At 66.3% G+C, this 25,147-nt stretch carries 26 protein-coding genes and 1 tRNA gene; 20 read left to right on the top strand and 7 right to left on the bottom strand.

Annotated features, from left to right (window positions below):
- The first annotated feature begins 46 nt into the window (after positions 1 to 46).
- The 9 genes from BZF61_RS09475 to BZF61_RS09435 all read left to right on the top strand — a co-directional run bounded on the left by BZF61_RS09475 (position 47) and on the right by BZF61_RS09435 (position 9,299).
- Entirely contained in the window at positions 47 to 904 is an 858-nt protein-coding gene (locus BZF61_RS09475) for a cytochrome c1 (protein ID WP_086618786.1), read from the top strand.
- A gap of 93 nt (positions 905 to 997) precedes the next feature.
- Positions 998 to 1,546: an adenine phosphoribosyltransferase gene (locus BZF61_RS09470; protein ID WP_086618785.1), complete on the top strand. Its 549-nt coding sequence runs from the start codon at positions 998 to 1,000 to the stop codon at positions 1,544 to 1,546.
- Positions 1,547 to 1,701: 155 nt separating this feature from the next.
- Positions 1,702 to 4,554 (top strand): monovalent cation/H+ antiporter subunit A, encoded by a 2,853-nt coding sequence (locus BZF61_RS09465; RefSeq protein ID WP_086618783.1) that lies wholly within the window; start codon positions 1,702 to 1,704, stop codon positions 4,552 to 4,554.
- Positions 4,551 to 4,919 (top strand): Na+/H+ antiporter subunit C, encoded by a 369-nt coding sequence (locus tag BZF61_RS09460; RefSeq protein WP_086618781.1) that lies wholly within the window; start codon positions 4,551 to 4,553, stop codon positions 4,917 to 4,919. The genes BZF61_RS09465 and BZF61_RS09460 overlap by 4 nt, the downstream gene beginning before the upstream one ends.
- Positions 4,916 to 6,433, top strand: coding sequence for a monovalent cation/H+ antiporter subunit D (locus BZF61_RS09455; RefSeq protein ID WP_086618780.1), 1,518 nt, complete (start codon positions 4,916 to 4,918; stop codon positions 6,431 to 6,433). Before BZF61_RS09460 ends, BZF61_RS09455 begins: the two co-directional genes overlap by 4 nt.
- Entirely contained in the window at positions 6,433 to 6,918 is a 486-nt protein-coding gene (locus BZF61_RS09450; protein ID WP_245804567.1) for a Na+/H+ antiporter subunit E, read from the top strand. Before BZF61_RS09455 ends, BZF61_RS09450 begins: the two co-directional genes overlap by 1 nt.
- A complete protein-coding gene (locus tag BZF61_RS09445; protein ID WP_086618777.1) occupies positions 6,915 to 7,184 on the top strand; it encodes a K+/H+ antiporter subunit F in 270 nt (89 codons plus the stop codon). The genes BZF61_RS09450 and BZF61_RS09445 overlap by 4 nt, the downstream gene beginning before the upstream one ends.
- A complete protein-coding gene (locus tag BZF61_RS09440; RefSeq protein ID WP_086618775.1) occupies positions 7,181 to 7,594 on the top strand; it encodes a Na+/H+ antiporter subunit G in 414 nt (137 codons plus the stop codon). Before BZF61_RS09445 ends, BZF61_RS09440 begins: the two co-directional genes overlap by 4 nt.
- Positions 7,595 to 7,808: 214 nt before the next feature.
- Positions 7,809 to 9,299, top strand: a complete 1,491-nt coding sequence (locus BZF61_RS09435; RefSeq protein WP_086618774.1) for a DUF4403 family protein — start codon at positions 7,809 to 7,811, stop codon at positions 9,297 to 9,299.
- Positions 9,300 to 9,352: 53 nt separating this feature from the next.
- Here BZF61_RS09435 and BZF61_RS09430 read toward each other — a convergent pair whose 3' ends face one another.
- Complete coding sequence (locus BZF61_RS09430) at positions 9,353 to 10,363, bottom strand: helix-turn-helix domain-containing protein (RefSeq protein ID WP_143736988.1); 1,011 nt, start codon at positions 10,361 to 10,363, stop codon at positions 9,353 to 9,355.
- Positions 10,364 to 10,661: 298 nt separating this feature from the next.
- On the opposite strand from BZF61_RS09430, the gene BZF61_RS09425 reads away from it, so the two are divergent.
- The 7 genes from BZF61_RS09425 to BZF61_RS09400 all read left to right on the top strand — a co-directional run bounded on the left by BZF61_RS09425 (position 10,662) and on the right by BZF61_RS09400 (position 15,639).
- Complete coding sequence (locus BZF61_RS09425; protein WP_086618771.1) at positions 10,662 to 11,129, top strand: hypothetical protein; 468 nt, start codon at positions 10,662 to 10,664, stop codon at positions 11,127 to 11,129.
- A gap of 101 nt (positions 11,130 to 11,230) precedes the next feature.
- A complete protein-coding gene (locus BZF61_RS09420; RefSeq protein ID WP_158094082.1) occupies positions 11,231 to 11,854 on the top strand; it encodes a hypothetical protein in 624 nt (207 codons plus the stop codon).
- Complete coding sequence (locus BZF61_RS09415; RefSeq protein ID WP_086618768.1) at positions 11,851 to 12,546, top strand: CPBP family intramembrane glutamic endopeptidase; 696 nt, start codon at positions 11,851 to 11,853, stop codon at positions 12,544 to 12,546. Before BZF61_RS09420 ends, BZF61_RS09415 begins: the two co-directional genes overlap by 4 nt.
- Positions 12,547 to 12,661: 115 nt before the next feature.
- Positions 12,662 to 13,456 carry a hypothetical protein gene (locus BZF61_RS09410; RefSeq protein WP_143736986.1) on the top strand — a complete coding sequence of 265 codons (795 nt, stop codon included), beginning with the start codon at positions 12,662 to 12,664 and terminating at the stop codon, positions 13,454 to 13,456.
- Positions 13,457 to 13,595: 139 nt separating this feature from the next.
- Positions 13,596 to 13,856, top strand: coding sequence for a hypothetical protein (locus tag BZF61_RS15590; protein ID WP_143736984.1), 261 nt, complete (start codon positions 13,596 to 13,598; stop codon positions 13,854 to 13,856).
- Positions 13,857 to 13,861: 5 nt separating this feature from the next.
- The gene (locus tag BZF61_RS09405; protein ID WP_086618765.1) at positions 13,862 to 14,698 is read left to right on the top strand and encodes a M13-type metalloendopeptidase; all 837 of its coding nucleotides are present in this window, start codon (positions 13,862 to 13,864) and stop codon (positions 14,696 to 14,698) included.
- A gap of 47 nt (positions 14,699 to 14,745) precedes the next feature.
- Positions 14,746 to 15,639 carry a CPBP family intramembrane glutamic endopeptidase gene (locus BZF61_RS09400; protein ID WP_143736982.1) on the top strand — a complete coding sequence of 298 codons (894 nt, stop codon included), beginning with the start codon at positions 14,746 to 14,748 and terminating at the stop codon, positions 15,637 to 15,639.
- Positions 15,640 to 15,860: 221 nt separating this feature from the next.
- Here BZF61_RS09400 and BZF61_RS09395 read toward each other — a convergent pair.
- Both BZF61_RS09395 and panC read right to left on the bottom strand, forming a co-directional pair.
- A tRNA-Gly gene (locus tag BZF61_RS09395) sits at positions 15,861 to 15,934 on the bottom strand.
- 68 nt (positions 15,935 to 16,002) lie between these two features.
- Positions 16,003 to 16,860 (bottom strand): pantoate--beta-alanine ligase, encoded by an 858-nt coding sequence (gene panC / locus BZF61_RS09390; RefSeq protein WP_086618761.1) that lies wholly within the window; start codon positions 16,858 to 16,860, stop codon positions 16,003 to 16,005.
- 107 nt (positions 16,861 to 16,967) lie between these two features.
- Here panC and BZF61_RS09385 point away from each other — a divergent pair, with 107 nt between their 5' ends.
- The 4 genes from BZF61_RS09385 (at position 16,968) to BZF61_RS09370 (ending at position 22,206) form a co-directional block, all read left to right on the top strand.
- Entirely contained in the window at positions 16,968 to 17,804 is an 837-nt protein-coding gene (locus tag BZF61_RS09385) for a division plane positioning ATPase MipZ (RefSeq protein ID WP_086618909.1), read from the top strand.
- 4 nt (positions 17,805 to 17,808) lie between these two features.
- Positions 17,809 to 18,111, top strand: coding sequence for a J domain-containing protein (locus tag BZF61_RS09380; protein ID WP_086618760.1), 303 nt, complete (start codon positions 17,809 to 17,811; stop codon positions 18,109 to 18,111).
- A gap of 188 nt (positions 18,112 to 18,299) precedes the next feature.
- Positions 18,300 to 19,715 carry a phosphoglucomutase/phosphomannomutase PgmG gene (gene pgmG / locus BZF61_RS09375; RefSeq protein ID WP_086618908.1) on the top strand — a complete coding sequence of 472 codons (1,416 nt, stop codon included), beginning with the start codon at positions 18,300 to 18,302 and terminating at the stop codon, positions 19,713 to 19,715.
- Positions 19,716 to 19,746: 31 nt separating this feature from the next.
- A complete protein-coding gene (locus BZF61_RS09370; RefSeq protein ID WP_086618758.1) occupies positions 19,747 to 22,206 on the top strand; it encodes a ligase-associated DNA damage response DEXH box helicase in 2,460 nt (819 codons plus the stop codon).
- Positions 22,207 to 22,356: 150 nt separating this feature from the next.
- Here the strand turns inward: BZF61_RS09370 and BZF61_RS09365 are convergent, their stop codons facing one another.
- The 4 genes from BZF61_RS09365 to BZF61_RS09350 all read right to left on the bottom strand — a co-directional run bounded on the left by BZF61_RS09365 (position 22,357) and on the right by BZF61_RS09350 (position 24,977).
- Positions 22,357 to 22,788, bottom strand: a complete 432-nt coding sequence (locus BZF61_RS09365; RefSeq protein ID WP_086618757.1) for an ExbD/TolR family protein — start codon at positions 22,786 to 22,788, stop codon at positions 22,357 to 22,359.
- 24 nt (positions 22,789 to 22,812) lie between these two features.
- Positions 22,813 to 23,343, bottom strand: coding sequence for an ExbD/TolR family protein (locus BZF61_RS09360; RefSeq protein WP_211276753.1), 531 nt, complete (start codon positions 23,341 to 23,343; stop codon positions 22,813 to 22,815).
- 148 nt (positions 23,344 to 23,491) lie between these two features.
- A complete protein-coding gene (locus BZF61_RS09355; RefSeq protein ID WP_086618755.1) occupies positions 23,492 to 24,259 on the bottom strand; it encodes a MotA/TolQ/ExbB proton channel family protein in 768 nt (255 codons plus the stop codon).
- Positions 24,260 to 24,332: 73 nt separating this feature from the next.
- Complete coding sequence (locus tag BZF61_RS09350; protein ID WP_425429618.1) at positions 24,333 to 24,977, bottom strand: energy transducer TonB; 645 nt, start codon at positions 24,975 to 24,977, stop codon at positions 24,333 to 24,335.
- Positions 24,978 to 25,147 lie beyond the last annotated feature (170 nt).

Raw genomic sequence — 25,147 nt, 5'->3', positions numbered from 1 at the left:
TGCATGTCACACGCATTCTGACCCGATAACGAGAAAGAGTTCGGTCATGACTATTCGTCTCGGAGGCATCATCTTCGGCCTCGCCATCACCGCGGTGATGGTGCTGTGGTCGCTGATTCCGGGTGCCTACAACCTTGCCTTCGGCCCTGCGCCGGAAAAGCAGCCGTCCGCCGCCTTCTACGAGCATGGCGAAGGCCCCGCGGGCGGTTTTTCGTTCGACGGCCCGTTCGGCAAGTGGGACGTGGCCCAGTTGCAGCGCGGCTATCAGGTTTACAAGGAAGTCTGTTCGGCCTGCCACAGCCTGAAGTTCGTGGCCTTCCGCAATCTGCGCGATCTGGGCTATTCGGAAGCCGAAGTCGACGCCGAAGCCGCCACCTGGACGGTTCCGGGCATCGACCCCAATACGGGCGAGGCGACCACCCGTCCGGGCGAGCCGACCGACTACTTCCCCTCGCCCTATCCCAACGCGATCGCCGCGGCAGCCGCCAACAACAACGCGATCCCGCCCGATCTCTCGCTGATCACCAAGGCGCGGCACGACGGTTCGAACTACCTCTATTCGCTGCTCACCGGCTATGGCGAGCCCGATCCCGAAAAGGCGAAGAAGGTTGGTTTCGAGACCCCGGCGGGCCTCTATTTCAACAAGCACTTCCCCAACGTGAACATTGCCATGCCGCCGCCGCTCTCGATCGACGGTCAGGTCACCTATGCCGACGGCACCGACGCGACCATCCCGCAGATGGCCGAAGATGTCGCAGCTTTCCTGACTTGGACCGCGGAGCCTTCGCTGGTGGCCCGCAAGCAGACCGGCTGGGCCGTGCTTGGCTTCCTGCTGTTCGCCACGGCGCTCGCGTTCCTGTCGTACAAGCAGATCTGGGCCGGAGTGAAGCCGAAGAAGAAGTAGGTTTCTGCCATCCCGATGCCGATGCGCCTCGTCGTCCCTTGCGGATGGCGAGGCGCTTTGCTTTCTAGGGCGCGAAAGGGGCCAGCATCCGCCATGACGCCGCAACTCTCCCGCGAAGACCTCAAAGCGCTGGTGCGCACCGTGCCGGACTTCCCGCAACCCGGCATCCAGTTCCGCGACATCACCACCCTGATTGGCCACCAACAGGGCATGGCTGCGAGCGTCCACCACCTCGCCGCGCTTGCCGACGAAGCCGGCGCGCACAAGATCGCCGGGATGGAAGCGCGCGGCTTCATCTTCGGCGCGGCAGTGGCCGTGCAGCTCGGGGTCGGCTTCGTGCCCGTGCGCAAGCCCGGCAAACTGCCGATCGCCACCATCGGCATCGACTATGCGCTCGAATACGGCACGGACCGGCTCGAGATGGATCCCGGGGCGATCGCGCCGGGGCAGAAGGTGGTGATCGTTGACGACCTCATCGCTACCGGCGGCACCGCGCTGGCGTCGGCCGAGCTGCTGCGCAAGGCCGGGGCGGTGATCGAACGCGCGCTGTTCGTGATCGATCTGCCCGACCTCGGCGGGGCGCGGCGTCTGCGCGAGGCCGGCATTGAAGTCACCGCGCTGATGGAATTCGAAGGCGATTGAGCCGCGCCCCGCCGCCCTGGCGGGAACGGGCCGCCGCATCCGGGCGTTGGGTGGTTTGACTTGTCCTTGCGCAAACCCCTCGTCTATGGCGGGGGCCGCGCCCACCGGCGCGTTCGCAATGTCGCGTCTGGAGCAGGGGAACACCGGGAACGCCAATGGCTTATGCCTTGACGCTTTACATGCTGGTGGCGCTGCCCTTTATTGCCGCACTGCTGATCGCGCTGCTGGCCGGCGGATCGCGCCTGCTGCATTCGGGAATTGCCGGGGTGGCCAGTGCGGCCGGCCTTGCGCTGCTCGCAAGCCTCGCCGGACCGGTTGTCGGCGGCGCTGTGCCCTCGGTCACGGCTTCCTGGGTGCCCTCGCTCGGACTCGATCTGGCGCTGATGGTCGATGGCCTCGGGTTGATGTTCGCCGGGCTGATCCTGGGGATCGGGCTGTTGGTGGTGATCTTCGCCCGTTTCTACCTTAACGAAGGTGAGGCGACGGGGCGGTTCTTCGCCAGCCTGATGCTGTTTCAGGGGGCGATGCTGGGGATTGTGCTGGCCGGCAATGTGCTGCTGATGCTGGTGTTCTGGGAGCTGACCAGCCTTTCTTCCTTCCTGCTGATCGGCTTCTGGCAGCACAAGGCCGAGGGCCGGCAGGGCGCGCGCATGGCGCTGGCGGTTACCGGCGGTGGCGGTCTTGCGCTGATCGGCGGGATGGTGTTGCTCGGGCTGGTGGCCGGTTCCTTCGATCTGGCGACCATCCTTGCGCGCGGCGCGCAGGTGCAGGCCTCGCCACTCTATCCGGTGATCCTTGCGCTGGTGCTTGTCGGCTGCTTCACCAAATCGGCGCAGTTCCCGTTCCATTTCTGGCTCCCCCACGCGATGGCCGCGCCGACCCCGGTGAGCGCCTACCTGCATTCGGCGACGATGGTGAAGGCGGGCGTGTTCCTGCTCGCGCGGCTGTGGCCGGTGCTGGGGGGGACGGAACTTTACACCGTGACCGTCAGCAGCGTCGGCCTCGTCACCATGGTTTTCGCCGCGGTGGTGGCGCTGTTTCGGCACGATCTCAAAAGCATCCTTGCCTATTCGACCATCAGCCAGCTCGGTCTCTTGGTGATGCTGCTCGGCTTCAGTCTCAAGATGGCGGCGCTGGCAGCGGTGCTGCACATCCTCAATCACGCCGCCTTCAAGGCCGCGCTGTTCATGGCCGCGGGAATCGTCGACCATGAGACCGGCACGCGCGACATCCGGCGGCTGGGCGGGCTGGCCAAGGCGATGCCGGTGACTGCCGGGATCGCGACCCTCGCGGCGGCATCGATGGCGGGCCTGCCCCCGCTGGGCGGATTTATCTCGAAGGAGATGATGCTCTACGAAACGCTTCATGTGGCGCCGTTCGGCCTGCCGTGGCTGGTTCCGGTTCTGGCAACCATCGGTGCGACCTTCTCGGTCGGCTATTCGCTGCGGCTGGTGTGGCACCTGTTCTTCGGGCAACCCCGCGATCCCGAACCCTTCGCCCGCGCGCATGATCCTGCTGCCGGAATGTGGGTGCCATCGGCGCTGCTGACCGTGCTGGCGGTGTTGCTGGGCCTGGTGCCGATGGCGCTCGCCGCGCCGCTGGTGGGCACGGCGACAGCGGCGGTGACCGGCGCGTCTGCGCCCGTGTTCGAGCTTGCACTGTGGCACGGGGTCAACCTCGCGCTGATCCTCAGCGTGATCGCGGTCGCGGGCGGGGCGGTGCTGCTGTGGCGGCACGCGGGCCTGCTCGCGCTGTGGGAGCGGACGGCGCTGCCCGATGCCAAGCGGATGTTCGACGCCGTGCTCGGCTATGCCGACTCCCGCCTGCGCAAGGCGATGGTCGCGGTGCACACGCCCTCGCTCCAGCGGATGGTGCTGGTGAGTGTCGCGGTGATCGTGCTGCTGATCATCGACGGCGCGCTGGCAGGCGGCGGGGTGCTGACGGGGACGCGTCCCGGTCTGCCCGCCTCCGGCCCTGCGATCATCGCCTGGGCGCTGCTGATCGTGGCGACCGCGGCCGTGGTCAACGATGCGCGTCAGCGCCTCCGGGTGCTGGTCTATGTCAGCGTGATCGGGATCGTCGTCAGCCTTGCCTTCGTGCGCTTCTCAGCGCCCGATCTGGCGCTCACGCAGATTTCGGTCGAGGTGGTGACGATCCTGCTGCTGCTGCTCGCGCTCAATCTGCTCCCCAAGGCCCCGCCGACACTGTCGTCGCCTGCGCGCAAATGGCGCGACGGGGCGCTGGCGCTGGCGGGGGGCACGCTGATGGGAGCTATCGCCTGGGCGATCCTGACCCGCGAGCCGGGCGCGAGCATCTCTGCCTATCATCTCGCCAACGCCAAGCCCGGCGGTGGCGGGACCAATGTCGTCAATGTGATCCTCGTCGATTTCCGCGCCTTCGACACGCTGGGCGAAATCATCGTTCTGGGGATCGCCGGTCTTGCGATCTACGCCCTGCTCGAAGGAACCGCGCGCGGTGCCGCCGGGGCGCGGCTGGCGCGCTGGCAGGAGGATATGCCGCATTCGCCCGAGCGCCATCCGATGATGCTGGTGATGGCCAGCCGCATCGCTCTGCCGCTGACGCTGACCGTGGGTATTTACCTGTTCCTGCGCGGCCATAACCAGCCGGGCGGCGGGTTCATCGCCGCGCTGGTGGTGGCAATCGCCTTCCTGCTGCAATATCTCGCGGCGGGCTACGACTGGAGCGACCGGCGGCGGCGCTTCGGCGAGCACCAGATGATTGCCTGGGGCGTGCTGGTGGCGATGGCAACGGGTCTGGGCGCGATGGCCTTCGGCGGGCCGTTCCTGACCAGCTGGTTCGACTATTTCTCGCTCCCGCTGATCGGCAAGTTCGAGCTGGCGAGCGCGATGCTGTTCGATACAGGCGTGTTCCTGACCGTGCTGGGCGCGGTGATGCTGACGCTGGCGCAATTGAGCCAGATCGCCCAGCGCGCGGCCCGCGCCCATGCCAGAACGCTGGCTGACAAGGCGCAGGAGAGCGCGCCATGACCTACGAACTGCTTGTATCGAGCGCGGTCGGCGTGCTGGTGGCAGGCGGCATCTTCCTGCTGCTGCGCGCGCGCACCTTTCAGGTGGTGCTCGGCCTCACGCTGCTGTCCTATGCGGTCAACCTGTTCCTGTTCGCGAGCGGCCGGCTGGTGCTGAACCGCCCGCCGATCTGGGACAAGAGTGTCACCGAATACACCGATCCCCTGCCGCAGGCGCTGGTGCTGACCGCGATCGTGATCACCTTCGGCATGACTGCCTTCATCGTCATCCTTGCGCTGCGCAGCTTCCTCGAGACGGGCAGCGACCATGTCGATGGCGAGAGCGTGCCGAGCGAGGATGATGGCGCGCAGGAGAAGGGCGAGTGAACCTGTTCGACCATCTCCCGATCCTGCCGGTGGCGATCCCCGCCCTGGCCGCGCCGCTGACGCTGCTCTTGCTGCGGCGTCATCCGGGCACTGCCATCGGCATTGCCTTTGCCTCCTGCGGGGCGATCTTGGCCTGCGCGCTGGCGCTGCTGCGAGGTGCGGGTGACGGGGCGATCACGCTCTATGTGCTGGGCGATTGGCCTGCGCCTTTCGGGATCGTACTGGTGGCCGACCGTCTGGCGGCGATCATGCTGACCCTTGCTGCCAGCCTGGCGCTGCTGGCCCTGCTCCATGCCGTGATCACCGGGATCGACCGCAAGGGCTGGCATTTTCACCCGCTCTTCCAGTTCCAGCTGATGGGTCTCAATGGCGCCTTCCTGACCGGCGACCTGTTCAACCTTTTCGTGTTCTTTGAGGTGCTGCTGATTGCTTCCTATGGTCTGCTGCTGCACGGGAAGGGGCCGGCGCGGCTTAAGGCGGGGGTGCAATATGTGGTGGTCAATCTCGTCGGTTCATCGCTGTTCCTGATCGCGCTGGGGCTGCTCTATGCGCTTGTCGGCACGCTCAACATGGCCGATCTCGGCACCAGGGTGGCCGAGGTTGCGCCCGCCGATCAGGGCCTGCTGCGCATCGCCGCGCTGCTGCTGGCGAGCGTGTTCGCGATCAAGGCTGCGGTGGTGCCGCTCCACCTGTGGCTGCCGCGCACCTATGACGTGGCGACCCCGGCGGTTGCGGGTCTGTTTGCGATCATGACCAAGGTGGGCGTCTATGCGCTGATCCGGGTGGTGCCGCAAGTGTTCGGCCCCGATGCCGGCGCGGCGGCCTGGGCGCCCGCGCCGTTCCTGATGCCCGCCGCGCTGGTGACGGCCGCGGTCGGCTTTGCCGGGGTGTTCACCGCGCGCAGCCTCTCCGAACAGGCGAGCTATGTCATCATCGGTTCGACCGGCACGCTGCTGATCGCGGTCGCCGGATGGCAGGAGACGACGCTCGGTGCGGCGCTCTATTACCTCGCCCATTCGACGATTGCCGGCGCGGCGCTGTTCCTTGTGGCCGATGTGGTGGCACGGCGGCGGGCGGGCGCGGCGGACAATTGCAGTCCCGGCCCCGATTTCGCCGCCAGACAGCAGGCGGGCCTGTTCTTCATGGCCGCCGCCATCGCTGCAAGCGGCCTGCCGCCGCTCTCGGGCTTCATCGGCAAGCTGCTGATCCTGAAATCGCTGACCGCGCTGCCCGACTGGGGCTGGGCCTGGGGCGTGATCCTTTTCACCACCCTGTTCGGGGTGATCGGCTTTGCGCGCGCCGGAAGCGCGGTGTTCTGGAAGGTGGAGGATGCCGTGGCGGCTCCTGCCGCCGTGTCGCGCGCCGACATGATCGCGCCTGCCATCGCGCTGGCGCTGCTCGCGGCGCTGTCGGCAGGCGCGGGCTGGGCAAGCGCCTATGCCGATGCTGCCGCCGCGCAGGCGCTCGACCGCGAGACGACCGCGCGCGCGGTGCTGGGAACGGGGGCGTCATGATGAACCGCATCCTCCCGCATCCCGGCCTTTCGGCGCTGCTGGTCGTCGTCTGGGTGGTGATGGTCAATGATCTGACCTTCGGCGCGCTGTTCCTTGGCCTCGTCGTCGGGCTTGGGGTGCCCAAGTTCACCGATGCCTACTGGCCCGCGCGGCCGCGCATCAGCTTTGCCCCGGCGATCGCCTATGTCGGCCTTGTCCTGTGGGACATCATCCTCGCCAATTTCGTGGTGGCTGCGATCATCCTGTTCAAGCCCGAGCGCGATCTGCGCCCGGCCTGGCTGGCGATCCCGCTGGAGCTCGACACGCCCGAGGCGATCACCGTCTTTGCCGGTACCATCAGCCTCACCCCCGGCACGGTTTCGACGGACGTTTCGGCCTGCGGACGCTTTCTGCTGGTCCACGCGCTGCACGCGCCCGATCCGGCGGCTGAGATCGCGCGGGTCAAGGCGCGCTACGAGGCGCGTCTCAAGAGGATCTTCCCATGATCGGATGGGCGCTCGGCTTCGGATTTGCCGCAATCTCCATCGCCCTGGCGATGAACCTGTGGCGGCTGATCAAGGGGCCGGACATGGCCGACCGCATCCTTGCGCTGGACACGATGACGATCAACGCGATCGGCATCATCATCCTCGGCGGGATCGCCGATGGGTCGGGCACGTCCTTCGAGGCGGCGATGCTGCTCGCGCTGGTTGGCTTCGTCGGCACGGTCGCCTATGCCAAGTTCCTGCTGCGGGGGGACATCATCGAATGAGCAACGGTTTCTCTCTCGGCGAAATCCTCGCCAGCGTGCTGATCGTGCTGGGGGCGAGCTTCGCGCTGATCGGCAGCTGGGGGCTGGTGCGCCTGCCCTCGCTGATGGAGCGGCTGCACGGGCCGACCAAGGCCAGCACGCTGGGGCTGGGGGCGATGCTGGTGGGATCGATCATCTACTTCCAGCTGGTGAAGGGCGAGTGGACCACGCACGAACTGCTGGTGTCGCTGTTCCTGTTCGTCACCGCGCCGATCACCGCCAACATGATTGCCAAGGTGCATCTCCACCGTCTGCGGCTGGGGGCGCGGCCTGGCCCTGCCGGTCCTCCGGCAAGCGCCGGAGCGGACAGCGACTGGGCTACCTACACAGCGCCGCGCGCTGGCACGCCCGGCTGTTTTGACGAGGATTAGCACGGGGTGCCGGCCCTGCGCCTTTGCCGGTTGGCCGGTTCGATGCAAGAATGCGCCGCGGACGAGGTAAGCGGGGCCGCACGCGAATCGCCCCGGGCAGCGCAGGGAGGGCTTTGATGGGCGCAGACCGCTTCGCAGGGAAGGCCATCCGGCGGCGCCGCGCGCCCGGTGCCACGCCCCCCGAAGCGCGCGCGATTCTGCGGCTGCGCCGCTCGTGTCGGTGATCATGCGCCGCGCCGCTCTCGTGCCCCTGCTCCTCGCGCTGCTGGGCTGTGCGCCAGCCGCCGAGGCACCAGCTGCGCCTGTGCGGGCGGCTGATCCGATCCTCTTCCCGAAAGAATCGTCGGTGGTGGCGGTCGATCTCGGGATCGATCTTGCCGGACTCGAGCGCGAACTCGAAGCCGAACTGCCCCGGCAATTGTGGGCCATATCGCGCAAGGGTGAACTGTGCGTGCCGCCGCGCAAGGTCGATCTCGCGCTGTTCAAGGCCAAGACGCCCAAGATCAGGTGCGACATCGATGCCAAGGTGCGGCGCGGCAAGCTGCGGCTCGCCGGGCGCGGACGCCAACTGGTGCTGCGCCTGCCGATCACAGCCACGCTCGTGGCCCGCGACATCGGCGGGATCCTCAAGCGCGAGACCGCAACTGCGGCGCTCGACCTGCGGCTCGCAATGACCTTCGATCTCACCCGCGACTGGCAGCTGCGCGGCAAGGTTGCGGTGGATTATGCCTGGTCACGGGAGCCGGGGATCGATTTTCTCGGGCGGCGCATCGTTTTCACCGACAGAGCCGACGAGAAGCTGGCACCGCTCAAGGCGCGGATCGCCGCGAGGCTCGAACGCGCGTTGGCCGAGGTCTCACTGCGCGATGCGGCCGAGCGCGGCTGGCGTGCGGCGCATACCGTGATCGAGCTCAATCACGAGAACCCGCCCGTCTGGGGACGCATCACGCCCCAGCGGCTCCTTTACGGCGGCTACAGCATCACCGGCCAGCGGATGGTGCTGTCGCTCGGTCTCGAAGGCGCGCTGGCGACCTTTGTCGGAACCCGCCCCGCTGCGCCCGAACCCGGCCCGCTGCCGCCAGTCGAGCGGCTGGCGATGAAGGGCGGGGAGGCGATCCTCAAAGTTCCGGTGGTGGCCGATTACGCAGTGCTCGAAGCCGTTATCGCCCGCGCGCTGGCGAAACGCGCCGCCAGGCCCTTCCCCCTCGGCACTTACGGCACGGTCACGGCGCGCTTCAGCGATGTGGTGGTCTATGGCACCAGCGCGAACCGCATCGCGGTGGGGGTCAGTTTCGATGCCAGCTCGGATCTGGCGCTGTGGCAGCGGGCGAAGGGGCGGCTGTGGCTCACCGGCAGGCCGGTCAACGCGGCCAATTCGCGCGCTGTTGCCTTTACCGAGGTGGCGATCACCGGCGAGACCGACATGATCGGTGAGGAATTGCTGCTGGCGCTGGCCAATTCCGCCGAGTTCAAGGGCATCATCGCCGAAGCGCTGGCGCAGAATTTCGAGCGCGACTTCGCCAGCCTCAAGACCAGGATCGACCGCGCGCTGGCGCGGCGCACCGATGGCCCGGTGGTTTACGCCGTGCGGATCGACCGGATCAGCACCGGCCGCCTGAGCGCGCACGGACAAGGGATCTATCTCCCGGTGGAATTGCGCGCGCGGATCGAGGCCGAACTGGCGAAGCTGGCGCCGCGCGGGTAAGGCTGGCCGTGTCAGTCCTGCCGGACGGGCTGATCCGCGCGAGCGGCAGACGGCTATCCGCACGCCTGCCTGCGCATATTGCCGGGGGTGTCTGCGAACCACTGGCGGAACGAGCGCCCGAAGCTCGACATGTCGTTGAAGCCGAGCTCCTCGGCCACTTCTTTCAGCGACAGCGCGCGATCCGCGATCAGGGCCAGCGCGCGGCTCTTGCGTTCCTCTTCGACCAGCTTGTGGTAGCTCGTGTTCTGCCGCGCGAGCGAGCGCACGATCGTGCGGGTCGATATGCCGAGATGCACGGCGGCCTGCTTGAGCCGCGGCACGCGGTGCAACCGCGAGAGGTGATCGACGATGAAGTCGCGCAAGGGGTCGCGATCGGCGATGCCCCCCGCATCGTTGGCGAGGCGCGTGATCTTGGCCTTGGCCACGTCCCAGACCAGCGGATCGTGATGCGGATTGAGCTGCTGTGTCCACGCCTTGGGAAACCGCAGGACTTCCGCTCCCCTCGCTGGCACGACCGGGCACCCGAAAGTGGCCAGCGCGCCCTGAGCCTGCGGCAGGTCATGCAGCTGGGTGGCAATGCGCAGGCCTTCGAGCGCATCCCCGCGATAGACGGCGATCGAGCGCTGGAGTTTGGCGAGCGCGCAGATCGCGAAGGCGCCGAACAGATCGCCCATCGGCAAGGCCGGGCGGATCGCGATCTCGACCTGTGCTTCATCCTCGCGCACCTCGAGGCAGATCCAAAGGTTGCGCAGCGCCAGACCGCGGGCGATCAGCATGATCGCGCTGCCGAGATCCGGGCCGTGCAGCACCGCAAGCTCGCCCGCGAGGCTGAGCGCGGGCCGTGGGTGGGTGAGAATGGCCGCGACGATCGCGAAGATATCCGCGTTTTCGACGATATTGCCCATGATGCGGACATCGTCGGCCCGGGAGATCATCGCCGGCAGCGGTCCGCTGGTCCCTGCGAGCGAGGTGCCCTCGCGCAGCCATTCAGGCCAGCCGAGCCATTGGCCGATATGCAGCAAGGTTGCGGTTGGCACCCGGGTTGCGGCACGCGTGCCCATCATCGCGATGGCGGCTTCGACATCTGCGCGCGCAAGCCCCTGGGCGCCGGCCCGCATCCGGGAACCGGACTGCCGCGATGAATTGCCGATAGCGCCCATACTGCCCCGCGCGATTCAAGCTGCGAGCTTATGCAGGAGTTCTTCGCGGTGCAAGCAGATGCGCCGATGCGGCGTGGCGCGATTTGTCCAGCCGCTGGCCGCGAATGACAATGGCATGCGGAGGGTTTCTGACCCACAATCCCGTGTGGCGCGAAGACAGTGCGGTTCGTGGCGCCGTTGTTGATTGAGGGGGAACACCGACATGCACACCATCACGAAGATCGCTACGCCCGCAATGCTGCTGTTGCTGGCGGCTTGCGGCGGCGCCGATCCGCAAGCGCCGGCAGCCACCGATGCCGCGCCGGTAGAACAGGCCGCAGCCGTTCCCGGCGATGGCGATAGCCAGGGCGATGCCAAGGTCGCGGGCACCAACTACAATGCCACCGCACAGATTTCCTGCGCCGGCTACAAGGGCGCCGCTGCCGGGATGTGCGATGCAGGCGTGATCCGCAACGGTGCTGACGGGACGACAGTTGAAGTGACCTTGCCCGATGCGACGAAGCGCGCGATCTTCTTCAACCCTGATGGCAGTTTCCTGAGCTTCAGCACCGCCGAGGCCGACGGCACCGCGGCCATGGCGATCAGCTCGGAGAAGAAGGGCGACGTGACCATCGCCAGGCTGGGCACCGAAACCTACGAGATCCCCGACGCCTTCGTCCTCGGCGATTGAGCCTGACGCGGCCCGGCGGCAGGCGCTCTGATGGATAGGCCGCCATGGACTTCATGAGGCTGCTTAAGTCGCTCGAGGAGCTGCTTTACGAAGTCATGGTGATGCTGGTGTTCTTCCCGCGCACCCTGTACCTCACCATCCGCCACCCGCAGCGCATGATGGACTATGCCGACACCGAGCTCGGCGATGTGCAGTCCGGGCAATACAGCGATACGCTCAGCCCGCCGCTGTTCCTGATGATGTGTCTCGGCCTCAGCCACTTGATCGAGCTGGCCTTGCCCGTTTCGGACTTAGGCAAGCTGCCGGGCTTTCTTCAGGACACCCAGAACCTGCTCTTGTTCCGGGTGTTCATGTTCAGCCTTCTGCCGCTCGTCCTGTCGCTGCGGCTGCTCAACAAGCTCGGCATCGCGCTCGACCGTGAAACCCTGCGCCCGATATTCTACAGTCAGTGCTTTATCACCGCGCCGATCACTCTGGTGGTCGGGACGGTCGGTGTGCTCTGGCAGATCGGCAATGCGACCGCGGCGCAGACCGCGCTGATCATCTTGGCCGGAGGGAGCCTTTGGTACCTTTGGCAGGAGATGCTGTGGTTCCGGGCCAAGCTGGGCATCGGCTATGTCGCGGCCGCGGCCAACGCAGTGGGGGCAACGTTGGCGGCCATCATCCTGATCATCGTGACCTTGCTGCTCATCGGCTTTGCCCTGGCGAAGGAGAATCAGACATGACGGATGCCAACAAGCGGCTCGGCCTTGCCATTGTGTTGGTCGCGATATGGGCGGCGATCACCCTGGTGGTGCCGACCCTGCTGCTCGATTCGAAGACGAGCCTGCAAGATTTGATCACGCAGAACCTCGCCTGGGGCGTGGCCGGAGCCGCGGCGTTTCTGATGATCGCGGTCCTGATCGCCGGCTGGCGGGACATGGGCTTTCGCGCTCCCTCGCCGCCGGGATGGTGGAAGCTGCTGTGGCTCCCGGCGCTCTATCTGGCAGGGATCGGGGTGCTGTGGGGCGCGGCGCGCAAGGCCTTGCCGTTCTGGGCCGGCTTCCTGCTGGTTTCGCTCGCCTTCGGTTCGGTGCACGTGTTCAACGCGATCCTGACCGGTGAGCTCGCTGCAGCCGGGGTGCAGGCGCTCAATGCCTTCATGAGCGGCGCGGCCTATCTCGCGATTCGCATCCGCACCCGTTCGATCATTCCGATCATGGTGATCCACGCCTTGTGGGATTTCGTGGTGTTCCTCGCCGGCAGCGGCGCTGACAAGAGCGCTGCGCCCGATCCCGCCCTGTTGCAGCAGCAACTGACCTTCGGCCTGGTCCTCACCGGCCCGCTGTTTCTCTACGGCCTGTGGCTGGTGCGGAACGAAACCGTGCGCGCCGGCTGGCAGGACGACGGGGTGCAATCTGGCCCAAGCGCGGGCTGAAACCTGCCGGCTGGCGCGAAACGCCCACAGCGTGGCTCGAAATGTCCAATGCTCAAAAGGGGCTTATGTGTCAGCTTCTGGGCGACATGGCAGGATTTGCGCAGGGGGAAGGATAATGAAATTTACAGGAAAAATGGGCGCGCTGCTGGCGACGGCGGCCATGGTCGCCGCACCGGTTGCGGCCGTGGCCAAGACGCCGGGATCGGTTCGCGATCTGGTTGGCGCCAAGGGTTCAAGCGGTCAGGAACAGCTCGAATACCGCGGCTTTCACCTGATTTCAGGTCACGCCGAATACGACAGCAAGATCAACTATTGGTGGAACGGCAACACCAAGGAATGCATCAAGGTCGTGACCTATGATGGTAACTTCCAGTCGATCGACCAGACCACCAATGCCGACTGCAACCAGAAGGGCAGCAGCGGTGACAAGGCGGCGGCAGTCGCGGTCGGGGCGGCGGCGCTGCTCGGTATCGCGGCGCTTGCCAGCAAGTCGCACCACCGCGGCGATGCCGATTATGACGAGCGCGGCATGGCCGAGTTCGAGCGCGGCCACCGCGACGGGCTCTACGGGCAGCCCTATCACAACTACAGCCGCTCGGACGCCTATTCGTCGGGCTATGACAGCGGCGTGCGCGAGCGCGAGCACCAGACCAGCTACCGCGGCGGCTATCGGGGTGGCGGCGGCTACAGCGCTTATGCCGAGTTCAACGATCTCAACGGGCAGGAACGCAACTACGCCACCGGCCAGCTGATGAGCCGGGGCTTCACCCAGCTCGATAACAAGAAGACCGACGAGGGCCGGTACATGACCTACTGGCGCGCGGCCTCGAAGCAGTGCCTCGTGGTCAATTCGCGTAACGGCTACATCTACTCGATCGAAAGCGTCTCGCCCCGCACCTGTCGGGATTAGGCCGTTCATCGACCGTGTGACGGCTCGAAGTCCAGCGCGCAGGCCATGACGTGAGGCGGCTGACCGGGGGGTGAGGCAATCCCGGTCAGCCGCAGTCCTCCCGTGTGCCGACCGATGGCCTTGGGTCAGGAGGGCTGCGATGAAGACCCTGCTTGCATCTACCGCCGCAATCGCCGTGCTGCGTCAGCCGGTCTCGGCTGCCATGGCGCATTCGGAACCGGAGAGCGCCGCAGGGGGCGTTGATCGCGATGGGCTTTCGCCCACAGTGCGTCCGGGCGATGATTTCTACCGCTATGTCAACGAAGGCTGGCTCAAAACCGCCAAGCCGCCGAGGGCCTCCCCTATATCGACGCCTCGGTCGAGGTCTATCTCGCTACCGAGCAGCGGGTCGCCGAACTGATTGCGATGGCGCGCGAGAGCACCGACGCGCCGGGCAGCCCCGAACAGATGATCAGCGACTTCCATCGCTCGCACGCCGACATGGCGCGGCGCAATGCGCTCGGCCTCACCCCAATTGCCAGCACGCTGGCGATCATCGGCGGCACACAGGACCGCGCCGGCTTCGCGCGGATCATGGCCTATCCGTGGATGGACGCCTTCCTCGCCGAGCAGGGCTTTGCCGGCCAGCAGCGCCTCAAGGTGATGACCGATAGCGCGGTGAAGGACATGGCGCAGCTGTTCGCCGCCACCCCGGTGCGCGACCTGCAGTCCTTCCTGATGTTCAAGACGCTCGATCACTGGGCACCGTCGCTGTCGGAACCCTGGGTGCAGGCCCATTTCGACTTTCACAGCAAGCGCCTGCAATCCGTCCCCAAGCGCCGTGCCGCCGAGTTCGAAAAGCGCACCGCCGGGCTGGTCGATCAGTTCAACGGCTACGAGGCCCTGCCCGGCCTCACCATCAACGGCCGCCAGAACCTCGGCGAGAATATTGGCGATCTCGGCGGCCTGTCGGTCGCCTATGCCGCCTACCGCGCCTACGTCGCCGACAAGCAGGGCGGCAAGGCACCGGTGATCGACGGCTTCACCGGCGAGCAGCGCTTCTTCCTCGCCTGGTCCCAGCTGTGGCGCAACATCACCGGGGAAGCCGAAATCCGCCGCAAGGTGCTCTCCGACGTCCACTCGCCCGGCGAGTTCCGGGTCAACGGCGTCGTGCGCAATGTCGACGCCTGGTATGAAGCCTTCGGGGTGAAACCGGGCGACAAGCTCTACCTGCCCCCCGAACGGCGGGTGCGGATCTGGTGACGACCGCGAAAGGCACAATCGCAATCAACGACAAGGGGGATCATGCCATGACCGACCGCGCCGAAGAGATGCCGCTGTGGCTGCGCATATTGCAGTTTCCGCCGATCAAGCTGTTCCTGCTCGGCACCCCGCTGTTCTACTGCATCGGGTTCAGCAATGCCTTCCAGGAGCTGACCAAGGGCAACCACGTGGCATCGGCCTTCGCCGTGGCCGGGATGGTCGCTTTGGCGATGTGGATCTATGTCGGCTTCGGGCGCTTCATCGAGCGCCGGGAAATCAGCGATCTGGCGTTCAATCCGGGTCTGAAGGAACTGGGCATCGGGATGCTGGTCGGCTCGGGGCTTTATACCCTCGGCGTGCTGGTGCTGATCGTGCTCGGCTACGGGCGGATCGAGGGCATGAACCCGGTGGCGGTCATGATCCCCGCGCTCTATCAGGCGTGCAGCGCGGGCTTTCTGGAGGAACTGCTGTTCCGCGGGGCGCTCTACCGGATCGTCGAGGAATGGCTCGGCAGCTGGATTTCGGTGATCGTGTCCTCGGTGGTGTTCGGCGCGGTCCACCTCGCCAACCCCGATGCGACGCTGACCGGCGCGATCTTCATCAGCATCGAGGCCGGCCTGCTGCTCGCGGCGGCCTATATGCTCACCCGGCGGCTGTGGCTGGGCATCGGCTTTCACATCGCCTGGAACTACACCCAGTCGGCGGTGTTCGGCGGGGTGGTGTCGGGCAGCATCGCCCAGCCGGGCCTGTTCAAGACGGTGTTTAACGGCCCTGATCTGGTGACGGGTGGCGGCTTCGGGCTCGAAGCGAGCCTGATCCCCTGTATCTTTGCGACGAGCACTGGCGCTTTCCTTGCCTACAAGGCGGTCAAGCGCGGCCACGTGGTGCTGCCGTTCTGGAGCAAGCCGACGGAGCTTGGCGTGCTGGCTGACCGCGTCTGAAAGAGCCATTTGCCCGCGCCCGCCTTTCCGGAGCCCGCCGCCATGGATACCCCCGCGGTTGGCGCTATTCGCCAGGCCTCTGGCAGATACCCCCCAAACATACCCCCAGCCAGTTGCGGCTGGAAATGAACGCAGGTAGCCGCAAGCGGCCTTGAAGCCGCAGAATGCTAGAGATTTTAGGGGGCTGTCTAGTCGAACACCGACATTAACCGACAGGCGAGTGGAGCGGGTAGCGGGAATCGAACCCGCATAGCCAGCTTGGAAGGCTGGAGCTTTACCACTAAGCTATACCCGCTCGGGCCGTCGTTCGCGCCCATGCCACCGAAGGTGCCGGTGCGTCAATAAGCTCGCGCGCTATCGGTCTCAACCCACCGCCATGTTGTCGATCAGCCGCGTCCCGCCGATCCTCGCGGCGACCAGCAGGCGGGCCGGCCCATCGCCGAGCGCCTCCAGCGGGGCAAGGCTCGCGCTGTCTGCCAGCACGGCATAGTCGACGCTGGCAAAGCCTGCGGCGATGATGTCGGCCTCCAGCTCTGCCAGTGCCTTTGCCACCGGCGCGCCCCCTTCGATGGCGGCGATCGCAGCCTGCATCGCGCGGGGCAGGGCCGCGGCCTGTTCGCGCTGCGCGGGCGAGAGGTAGCGGTTGCGGCTCGACATCGCGAGGCCGTCCGCCTCGCGCACGGTCGGCACTCCGATGATGTTGTTCACTTGCGGCTGGGCAAGATCGAGATCGCGCGCCATTGTCCGGATCACGGCGAGCTGCTGGAAGTCTTTCTCGCCGAAGAAGGCCATGTCGGGCCGGACCTGGTTGAACAGCTTGCACACGACGGTCGCCACCCCGTCGAAATGGCCGGGGCGGGCAGCCCCGCACAGCCCCTCGCTCACGCCAGCAACGCTGATGTTGGTGAGAAAGCCTTGCGGATACATTTCTTCGACCGTCGGCGCCCACAGCAGCGCAACCCCTTCGGCTTCCAGCAGCGCCGCGTCCGTCGCCAGCTGGCGGGGATAGGCGTCGAGGTCCTCGTTCGGGCCGAACTGCCTGGGGTTGACGAAGATCGAGACGACGACGTGGTCGGCCGCTGCACGCGCGCGGCGCACCAGCGTCAGATGGCCTTCGTGCAGCGCCCCCATGGTCGGCACCAGCGCGATCCGGCCGCCACCCTGCTGGCGCAGCGCCGTCACCGCATTTCTCAACACATCGCGCGTCGTCGCAATTTGCACGCGGCTTCCCCTGCCGATAAAACCGTGAGCGGTTCCCTAGCCGTGCGCTCGCGCTTGTCAAAGCGCCCCGGCAGCCCGGCGCCATGAACAAGAGGTTTTCAGTCACCATGGCCACCACTGCCCTTCCCCGGCGGATCCCCGGCAAGGCCCATCGCGTCGTCTTTGCCAACGAGAAGGGCGGCACCGGCAAATCGACCACTGCGGTCCATGTCGCGGTTGCCCTGTCCTATCTCGGTGCGCGGGTGGCCGCGATCGATCTCGATCCGCGTCAGCGCACCATGCACCGCTATGTCGAGAACCGCCTTGCCACGCTCGAAAAGCGCCATTTGACCTTGCCGACCCCGGATTGCGAGGTGTTCCGCGGGGAGACCGAGGCGGAACTGCTGGCGATGATCACCCGGCTGGAGGCGACCTGCGATTTCCTCATCATCGACAATCCGGGGCGGGATGATCCCTTGGCCCGCACGGCGGTGGAAAACGCCGATACGCTGGTCACCCCGATGAACGACAGCTTCGTCGATTTCGACCTTATCGGCCAGGTCGATGCCGAGACTTTCAAGGTCAAGAAGCTGTCGTTCTTCGCCGAGCTGATCTGGGAAGCCCGGCTCAAGCGCAGCCGCCTGACGATCGAGCAGCAGCGTCCGGAAATGGACTGGATCGTGGTGCGCAACCGCACCGGGCATGTCGAGGCGCGCAACCAGGCACGCCTCCAGAGGGCGCTTTCCGAAATGGCCAAGCGGGTCGGCTTCCGGGTGACACAGGGCCTCAGCGAGCGCGTGATTTACCGCGAGCTGTTCCCGTCCGGGCTGACACTGCTCGACAAGGGCCATCTCGGTGAGCTCGGCACCAGCCATCTGGTTGCGCGCCAGGAATTGCGCAGTCTGGTGAAGGCGCTGGCCCTGCCCGATTTCGCGCGCGCCCAGAGCGAGCTGGAACTGGCCTGATCGCGTGCTGCGCTACCTCCTCATCATCGCGGCAGCGTGCATCGTCTGCCGCTGGGCCTTCGGCAAGTGGCCGTGGGACTATCTGCGCCCCGCGCCGACTCGCAGCCAGGCGGTGTTGCGGGCGCGCAGGCTGCTCGGGATCGGGGCGGGCGCGAGCCGCGAGGAGATCATCGCGGCGCACCGCCGGCTCACCACGCTGGTCCACCCCGATCGCGGCGGCACCAATGCCGCGATGCAGGAGGCCAATGCGGCGCGCGATCTGCTGCTCGACGAGCTTTCCGCGTCGGACGCGGGTGGGGACGGTTGAGCGCGGTTGCGTAGTATCGCGGGATTGACACGATCGCGCGGTAGGGGTTTGTCGCAAGCAAGCGTCAATTCGCGGGAATGATCGCGCCGCTTCATCCGTTTTCCTGAACTAATGCCTGATTCGATCCCCGGCCGCTGCGATCCGGCGTGATGGTGCTGCCCGAACCTGTGCAAGGAGTATTTTCTGCCATGCAACATCATTTCCACCCCACCGTGCTGCGCGAATACGACATTCGCGGGATCATCGGCGAGACGCTGGGCGCGGATGATGCGCGCGCGATTGGCAGGGGGTTCGGCACGCTGCTGCGCGCGGCGGGCGGCAAGACCGTGGTGGTGGGCTATGACGGGCGGGTCAGTTCGCCGATGCTCGAGCACGCGCTGGTCGAGGGACTGACCGCGAGCGGCTGCGATGTGGTGCGGATCGGACTGGGGCCAACCCCGATGCTGTACTATGCCGAGGCCTCAGCCGAAGAGGTGGATGGCGGCATTCAGATAACTGGCAGCCACAATCCCCCCAATTACAATGGCTTCAAGATGGTATTTCGGGGCCGGCCGTTCTTCGGCGCCGATATCCAGCAGCTCGGCAAACTGGCAGCAGACGGGGCCTTCGCCAGCGGCACCGGCAGCGTCACCACGAAGGACATCCTTGGCGAGTATGTCGAGCGCCTGCTCGAGGGACTGGCCGGAATCGAGCCGGGCAAGCTCGCAGGCCTGCGCGTCGGCTGGGATGCCGGCAACGGCGCCGCCGGCCCCGCGCTCGAGGCGCTGGCCGCCCGCCTGCCGGGCGAGCACCACTTGCTGTTTACCGAAGTCGATGGACATTTTCCCAACCACCATCCTGATCCGACCGTGGAGACCAATCTCGCCGATTTGCGGAAACTCGTCGCCGACAAGCAGCTCGATTTCGGAGTGGCTTTCGACGGGGACGGGGACCGGATCGGCGCGATAGACGGCACTGGCCGGGTGATCTGGGGCGACCAGCTGCTGATGATCTATGCCGAAGACCTGCTGCGGGAACGGCCCGGATCCACGATTATCGCCGACGTGAAGGCGAGCCGTGCGCTGTTCGACCGCGTCGCCGAACTGGGCGGGCAGCCGCTGATGTGGAAGACCGGCCACTCGCTGATCAAATCCAAAATGAAGGAAACCGGCGCGCCGCTCGCCGGCGAGATGAGCGGCCATGTGTTCTTTGCCGACACCTATTACGGCTTCGACGACGCGCTCTATGCCGGGGTGCGGCTGCTCGCGGCGGCGGCACGGCTGGGCAAGTCCGTCACCGAGCTGCGCGGGGCGATCCCGCCGATGCTCAACACCCCGGAAATGCGTTTCCAGGTTGACGAGAGCCGCAAGTTCGCCGCGATGGAGGAAATCGCCGGACGGCTGACCACCAATCCCGGCCCCGAGGTCGAGAGCGTCAACACCACCGATGGCGTGCGGGTGAACACCGCCGATGGCTGGTGGCTGCTGCGCGCCTCGAACACGCAGGACGTGCTGGTCGCCCGCGCCGAGAGCGACAGCGCGGCGGGGCTGGAGCGCCTGCTCGCGCAGATCGACGCCCAGCTCGCGGCATCGGGGCTGGAACGCGGGGAAAGCGTAGGGCATTGATGTCCGGGGCGGGGCGCGCCATGTCGCAGGGGTGACCGACGTCTGCCTTCCCCCGGAAATCGCCGACTGGTTTGCACAGCGCGGCTGGCGGGTGCGGCGCCATCAGCTGGAGATGCTGGCCAAGGCGCGCGCCGGCCGCCATGCGCTGCTGGTGGCCGATACCGGCGCGGGCAAGACGCTCGCCGGGTTCCTGCCGACTTTGTGCGACTTCGCGCCCTCGGCCGGGGCGGCGCCGCCCGATGGCCTGCACACGCTCTACGTCTCGCCGCTGAAGGCGCTGGCGCAGGACGTGAAGCGCAACCTGCTCACGCCGATCGCGGAAATCGGCCTGCCCATCCGGGTCGAGACCCGCAGCGGCGATACCCCTTCTGATCGCAAGAAGCGCCAGCGCGAACGCCCGCCGCATGTCCTGCTGACCACGCCCGAAAGCCTCTCGCTGCTGCTGTCCTACCCCGAAAGCGCGGGCCTGCTGGCGGGGCTGAAGCGGGTGGTGATCGACGAGATCCACGCCTTCGCCACCGACAAGCGCGGCGACCTGCTGGCCTTGTCACTGGCACGGCTCCACGCGCTCGCCCCGCAGGCGCAGCGGGTTGCGCTTTCGGCCACGCTCGCCAATCCGCGGGATTTTCAGGAATGGCTCGCGCCCCAGAGCGCCGAGACCGGCGCGATCGCCGCGGCCGATCTCGTAACCGGCGAGCAAGGCGCAGCGCCCGAAGTCGCCATCCTCCTGCCGCAGGAAGAACGCGTGCCTTGGGGGGGCCACGCCGGGCGCTGGGCCGTCCCGCAGCTGATGCAGGCGATCAAGGCCAACCGCACCACCTTGGTCTTCACCAACACCCGCTTCCTGGCCGAGTTCATCTTCCAGTGCCTGTGGGAGGCGAATGACGACAACCTGCCGATCGGCATCCACCACGGCAGCCTTTCCACCGAGGCGCGGCGCAAGGTCGAGGAGGCGATGGCGCGGGGGCAATTGCGCGCGCTGGTGTGCACCGCGAGCCTCGATTTGGGCATCGACTGGGGCGATGTCGATCTGGTGGTGCAGATGGGCGCACCCAAGGGAAGCTCGCGCCTGCTGCAGCGGATCGGGCGGGCCGGGCACCGTCTGGAAACGCCGAGCCGCGCGGTGCTGGTGCCGGGCAACCGCTTCGAGTTCCTCGAAGCGATGGCCGCCAAGGAGGCGGTCGACGAGGGCCAGCGCGATGGTGAGGTCTTCCGTCCCGGCAGCCTGGACGTGCTCGCCCAGCACGTCATGGCCTGCGCCTGTGCCGGGCCGTTCCACGAGGACGCATTGCTCGCTGAGGTGCGTTCGAGCCTTGCCTATAGCTGGGTCGATGCGGGCACTTTCTCCCGCGTGCTCGGCTTCGTTTCCAATGGTGGCTATGCGCTCAGGGCCTATGACCGCTTCCAGCGGATTGTGCGGGACAAATCAGGCGTCTGGCGGCTCGCCCACCCCGATCAGGCGCAGCGCCACCGGATGAACGCAGGCATCATCGTCGATAGCGAGATGCTCAGCGTGCGCTTCAGGAACGGCCGCAGCCTGGGCAAGGTCGAGGAGCGTTTCGCCGCCCAGCTCTCGCCGGGGGACACTTTCTTCTTCGCGGGCATGAGCCTTGAGGTCGAAGGCGTGAAGGACATGGACGTGATCGTGCGTGCGGCGAAGAAGAGCGCGACGATACCGAGCTACGGGGGTTTGCGGCTGCCGCTCACCACCCATCTTTCCGCGCGCGTGCAGGCGATGCTCTCCGATCGCGCGGGGTGGGCGCGGTTTCCCGACGATGTGCGTGAATGGCTGGAGATGCAGGATTGCCGCAGCCGCTTGCCTGCCCCCGGCGAGCTGCTGGTCGAGAGCTTCCCGCATGCGGGCAAGCACTACACCGCCTATTACACCTTCGAAGGCTGGAACGCGAACCAGTCGCTGGGCATGCTGATCACCCGGCGGATGGAGGATCGCGGCCTGCTTCCGGGCGGGTTCGTGGCCAACGATTACTGCCTTGCCGTGTGGGGGCTCAAGCCGGTCACCGATCCCGCACCCCTGCTCTCGCCCGACATTCTGACCAGGGAGTTCACCGAGTGGGTGACCGAAAGCCATCTGCTGCGCCGCGCCTTCCGCGAGGTGGCGGTGATCTCGGGCCTCGTCGAGCGCCAGCATCCGGGGCGGCGCAAGAGCGGCAAGCAGGTGACTTTCTCGACCGATCTGATCTACGACGTGCTGAAAAAATACGAGCCGGATCACGTGCTGATCGAAGCCGCCTGGGCCGACGCGCGGGCGCGGATGACGGATGTGAGCCGGCTCGCCGATCTGCTCGATCGGTCAGAGCGCGAACTGGTGCACGTGACCCTCGATCGGGTCAGCCCGCTGGCGGTGCCGGTGATGACGATGATCGGGCGCGAAGCGGTGCCGCAGGGGGCGGTGGATGACGAACTGTTGCTCGAGGCCGAGGGCCTGATTTCCGCCGCGATGCGCCCGGACGACCCGACGGAAGCGGATTAGGTCGCGCCGCTGTTCCTGAAATGTTTCACGTGAAACATGGGTGCGAGACGGATCGCCCCCATGCAAAAGGGGCGCTGCGATCGCTCGCAACGCCCCTTCGCTTATCATGCCGTGGCTGGTGATTACCGGTCAATGCCGGCACCGCGGCGCTTACTTGCCGAACTGGCGGTACTTTTCGTTGCCGACGAAACCGAACTTGGTCACGCCCGAACTCTTGATGATCTGCAGCACCTTGGCCGAGATGTCGTAGCTGGCGAGCGGTTCGGGTTCGAATTGCAGTTCGGGCTCCACCGCCATGCGGGTGGTTTCGCTCAGCAGGGTCACCAGCTGGCCCGAATCCACCGGGGTGCCGTTCCACAGGATCTGGTCGGTCTGGGTCAGGATCAGCTTGTTCTTGACCGGATCGACCACGATGTCCTGCGGTGGCGGGTTGCCCTGCGGAAGATCGATGTCGACCGAGTGGGTCGCCACCGGAATGGTGATGATGAACATGATCAGCAGAACGAGCAGAACGTCGATCAGCGGCGTCATGTTCATGTCCATCATAGGTTCGCCGTCGAGTTTGCCTCCGGACATGCCCATGTCAGTTACTCCTCTTCCTCAGGCTCAGATGCCAGGCTCGACCGGGTTCGAGATGAACCCGACGGTCGGATAGCCGGCGGCCTGAACGTTGTAGATCGTGCCCGCGACGCAGCGCCACGGCGCATTCACGTCGGCGCGGATGTGGACCTGCGGGATCTTCTCGGGATCGGCCATGATCGCTTCAACCCCGCCCGCGTTCTTCACGATCGCCTCGAGACGGTTGAACGCCTGATCATACAGCTCTTCGGAGGTAACGGGGGTGATGTTGTTGAAATAGACCCGGCATTCCCCGGTGCGCGAGGCGCCTTCGTAGCCCGGCTCCCCGGCGCTACGGCCGGCAGCATCGGTGGTGCTGACGGTGAGCTGGAGGTTTTCGACCTTGTTCTTCGATTCGACTGATTCGAAGACAGGGATCCTCAGCTTCTCGATCGTCTGGATCGCCACCGGGACCGCGATGAGGAAGATGATCAGGAGCACCAGCATCACGTCCACCAGCGGCGTGGTGTTGATGTCGGACATGGGGGTATCGCCCCCGCCTCCCGTCGATATCGCCATTGTGAATTCCTACCTTGTCAAAGCAATGACTGCATGGATCCGCCCGAAGGCGACCCGGCTGTTCTACCCTGGCTTGGCCGGGTTGGCAGCCGGGGCGCGGCGGGTTGGCCGGGTCAGCCGGTTCCCCGCCGCGCTACGGCAATGGCGATCAGGCCTTGGTAGCCGGGGCGTTGGCCGGCTTGGCAGCGGGCTTGGCCGCCGGAGCCGCCAAAACCGCCGGCTTCACCGCACCGTTCGAGTTGATGTAGGCGAGGATGTCGGTCGAGAAACCGGTCAGCAGCTCGCTGATGCGACGATTGCGCGACTGCAACCAGTTGAACGCGAGCACCGCGGGCACCGCGACGAGCAGACCGATCGCGGTCATGATCAGCGCTTCACCGACCGGGCCGGCAACCTTGTCGATCGAGGCCGAGCCTTCGATGCCGATATTGATCAGCGCGCGGTAAATGCCGATCACCGTGCCGAGCAGGCCGACGAAGGGAGCGGTCGCGCCGACGGTGGCGAGGAACGGCAGGCCGCCCGCGAGCACCGCGTTGATCGAATCTTCCGAACGCTTGAGCGTGCCGTGCATGTAGTCATGCGATTCGAGGGCGTCAGCCATCTTGCCGTGGTCTTCCTGGGCCTTGATCGCGTCATCGGCCAGCTGGCGCCATGCGCTGTCCTTTTCGAGCTTGGCCGCGCCCTCCTTGAGGCTGGCCGCACGCCAGAACGAGGACTGCACGCTCTTGTACTGCTTCATGATCTTGTTCTGCTCGAAGAGCTTGGTGAACATGATGTAGAAGGTGCCGACCGACATGATGATCATCACGGTCAGGATCGACCAGGCAACCGGGCCACCTTCCCTCATGGCCTCCATGAAGCCGAACTGGTTCTTGGGTGCTTCGCCCGCGGCGGCGGCAAGGATGTAAAGGTTCATTGCGAGTAGTCCTTTTGAAAAAATGTTCCGGGTGGCTCCGGCCCTGCTGGAAGGCCGGGGCGGGATTGATCCGTCAGTTCAAACGATAGGTGATGCGCGTCGAATAGCTGCCGTTGGTCGGGTTGCCGGCATCGTCCAGCGCCGGCTCGAACCGGGCGTAACGCTCCATCCCCTGACACGCGGCCGAATCGAGGATGTCCGATCCGCTCGAGGAAGTCACCGTGCAGCCGGTGGCGCGGCCGTCCGGCGTGACGGTGACGCGCACCCCGACGGTGCCCTCGATCTCCTCGCGCAGGGCGCGGGCCGGATAGTTTTCCTGGATGCGGGCCGCCCAGCTGCGTTCGTTCTTGGTGCGCGCCGGCCGGGCCATGGACGGCGGCGGCGGAGCAGGCGGCGGACCAGCGGGGGCCGGCGGGGGAATCCGCAGCGCCGGCGGAGACGGCGGCGGAATGGTCGGCTGTGTCTGGATCGGCGGCGGTGCCGGCGCGATGCTGATCGGCGGCGGCGGCGCAACCGGCGGCGGCGGAGCCGTGTTTTCCTGCGGTGGCGGCGGCTCGTCCGGTTCCTCGGGCGGCGGCGGCTCTTCGATATCGACCGTGGTGACCCGCTCGATCTCTTTCTTGATGGCGTTGACCGCAAGGCCGATGACCATCACCGCCCCGATCCCACCGACGATCGCTAGTGCGATAATCAATGCGACGAGCTTGGTGCCGGTCAATCCTTGTTGTTTGCTAGCGTAGGACATCCAGCGCTTTCTCTCCAATTGCGAGCCGGCCAGGTTCGCCCGTCCGGCACGATTCCCGCCCGCCGGCCAATCCTGCCGACGAACAGATCCCTAGAATTTCGGTCCTCCCACGCCGGGACAAAGGACGGCAGGTGTGGGCACCT

The sequence above is a fragment of the Erythrobacter tepidarius genome (assembly GCF_002155695.1).
GTDB lineage: Bacteria > Pseudomonadota > Alphaproteobacteria > Sphingomonadales > Sphingomonadaceae > Erythrobacter > Erythrobacter tepidarius.
Note: the sequence above shows the minus strand (reverse complement) of the source record. Positions and strands in the feature narration are given on the sequence as shown.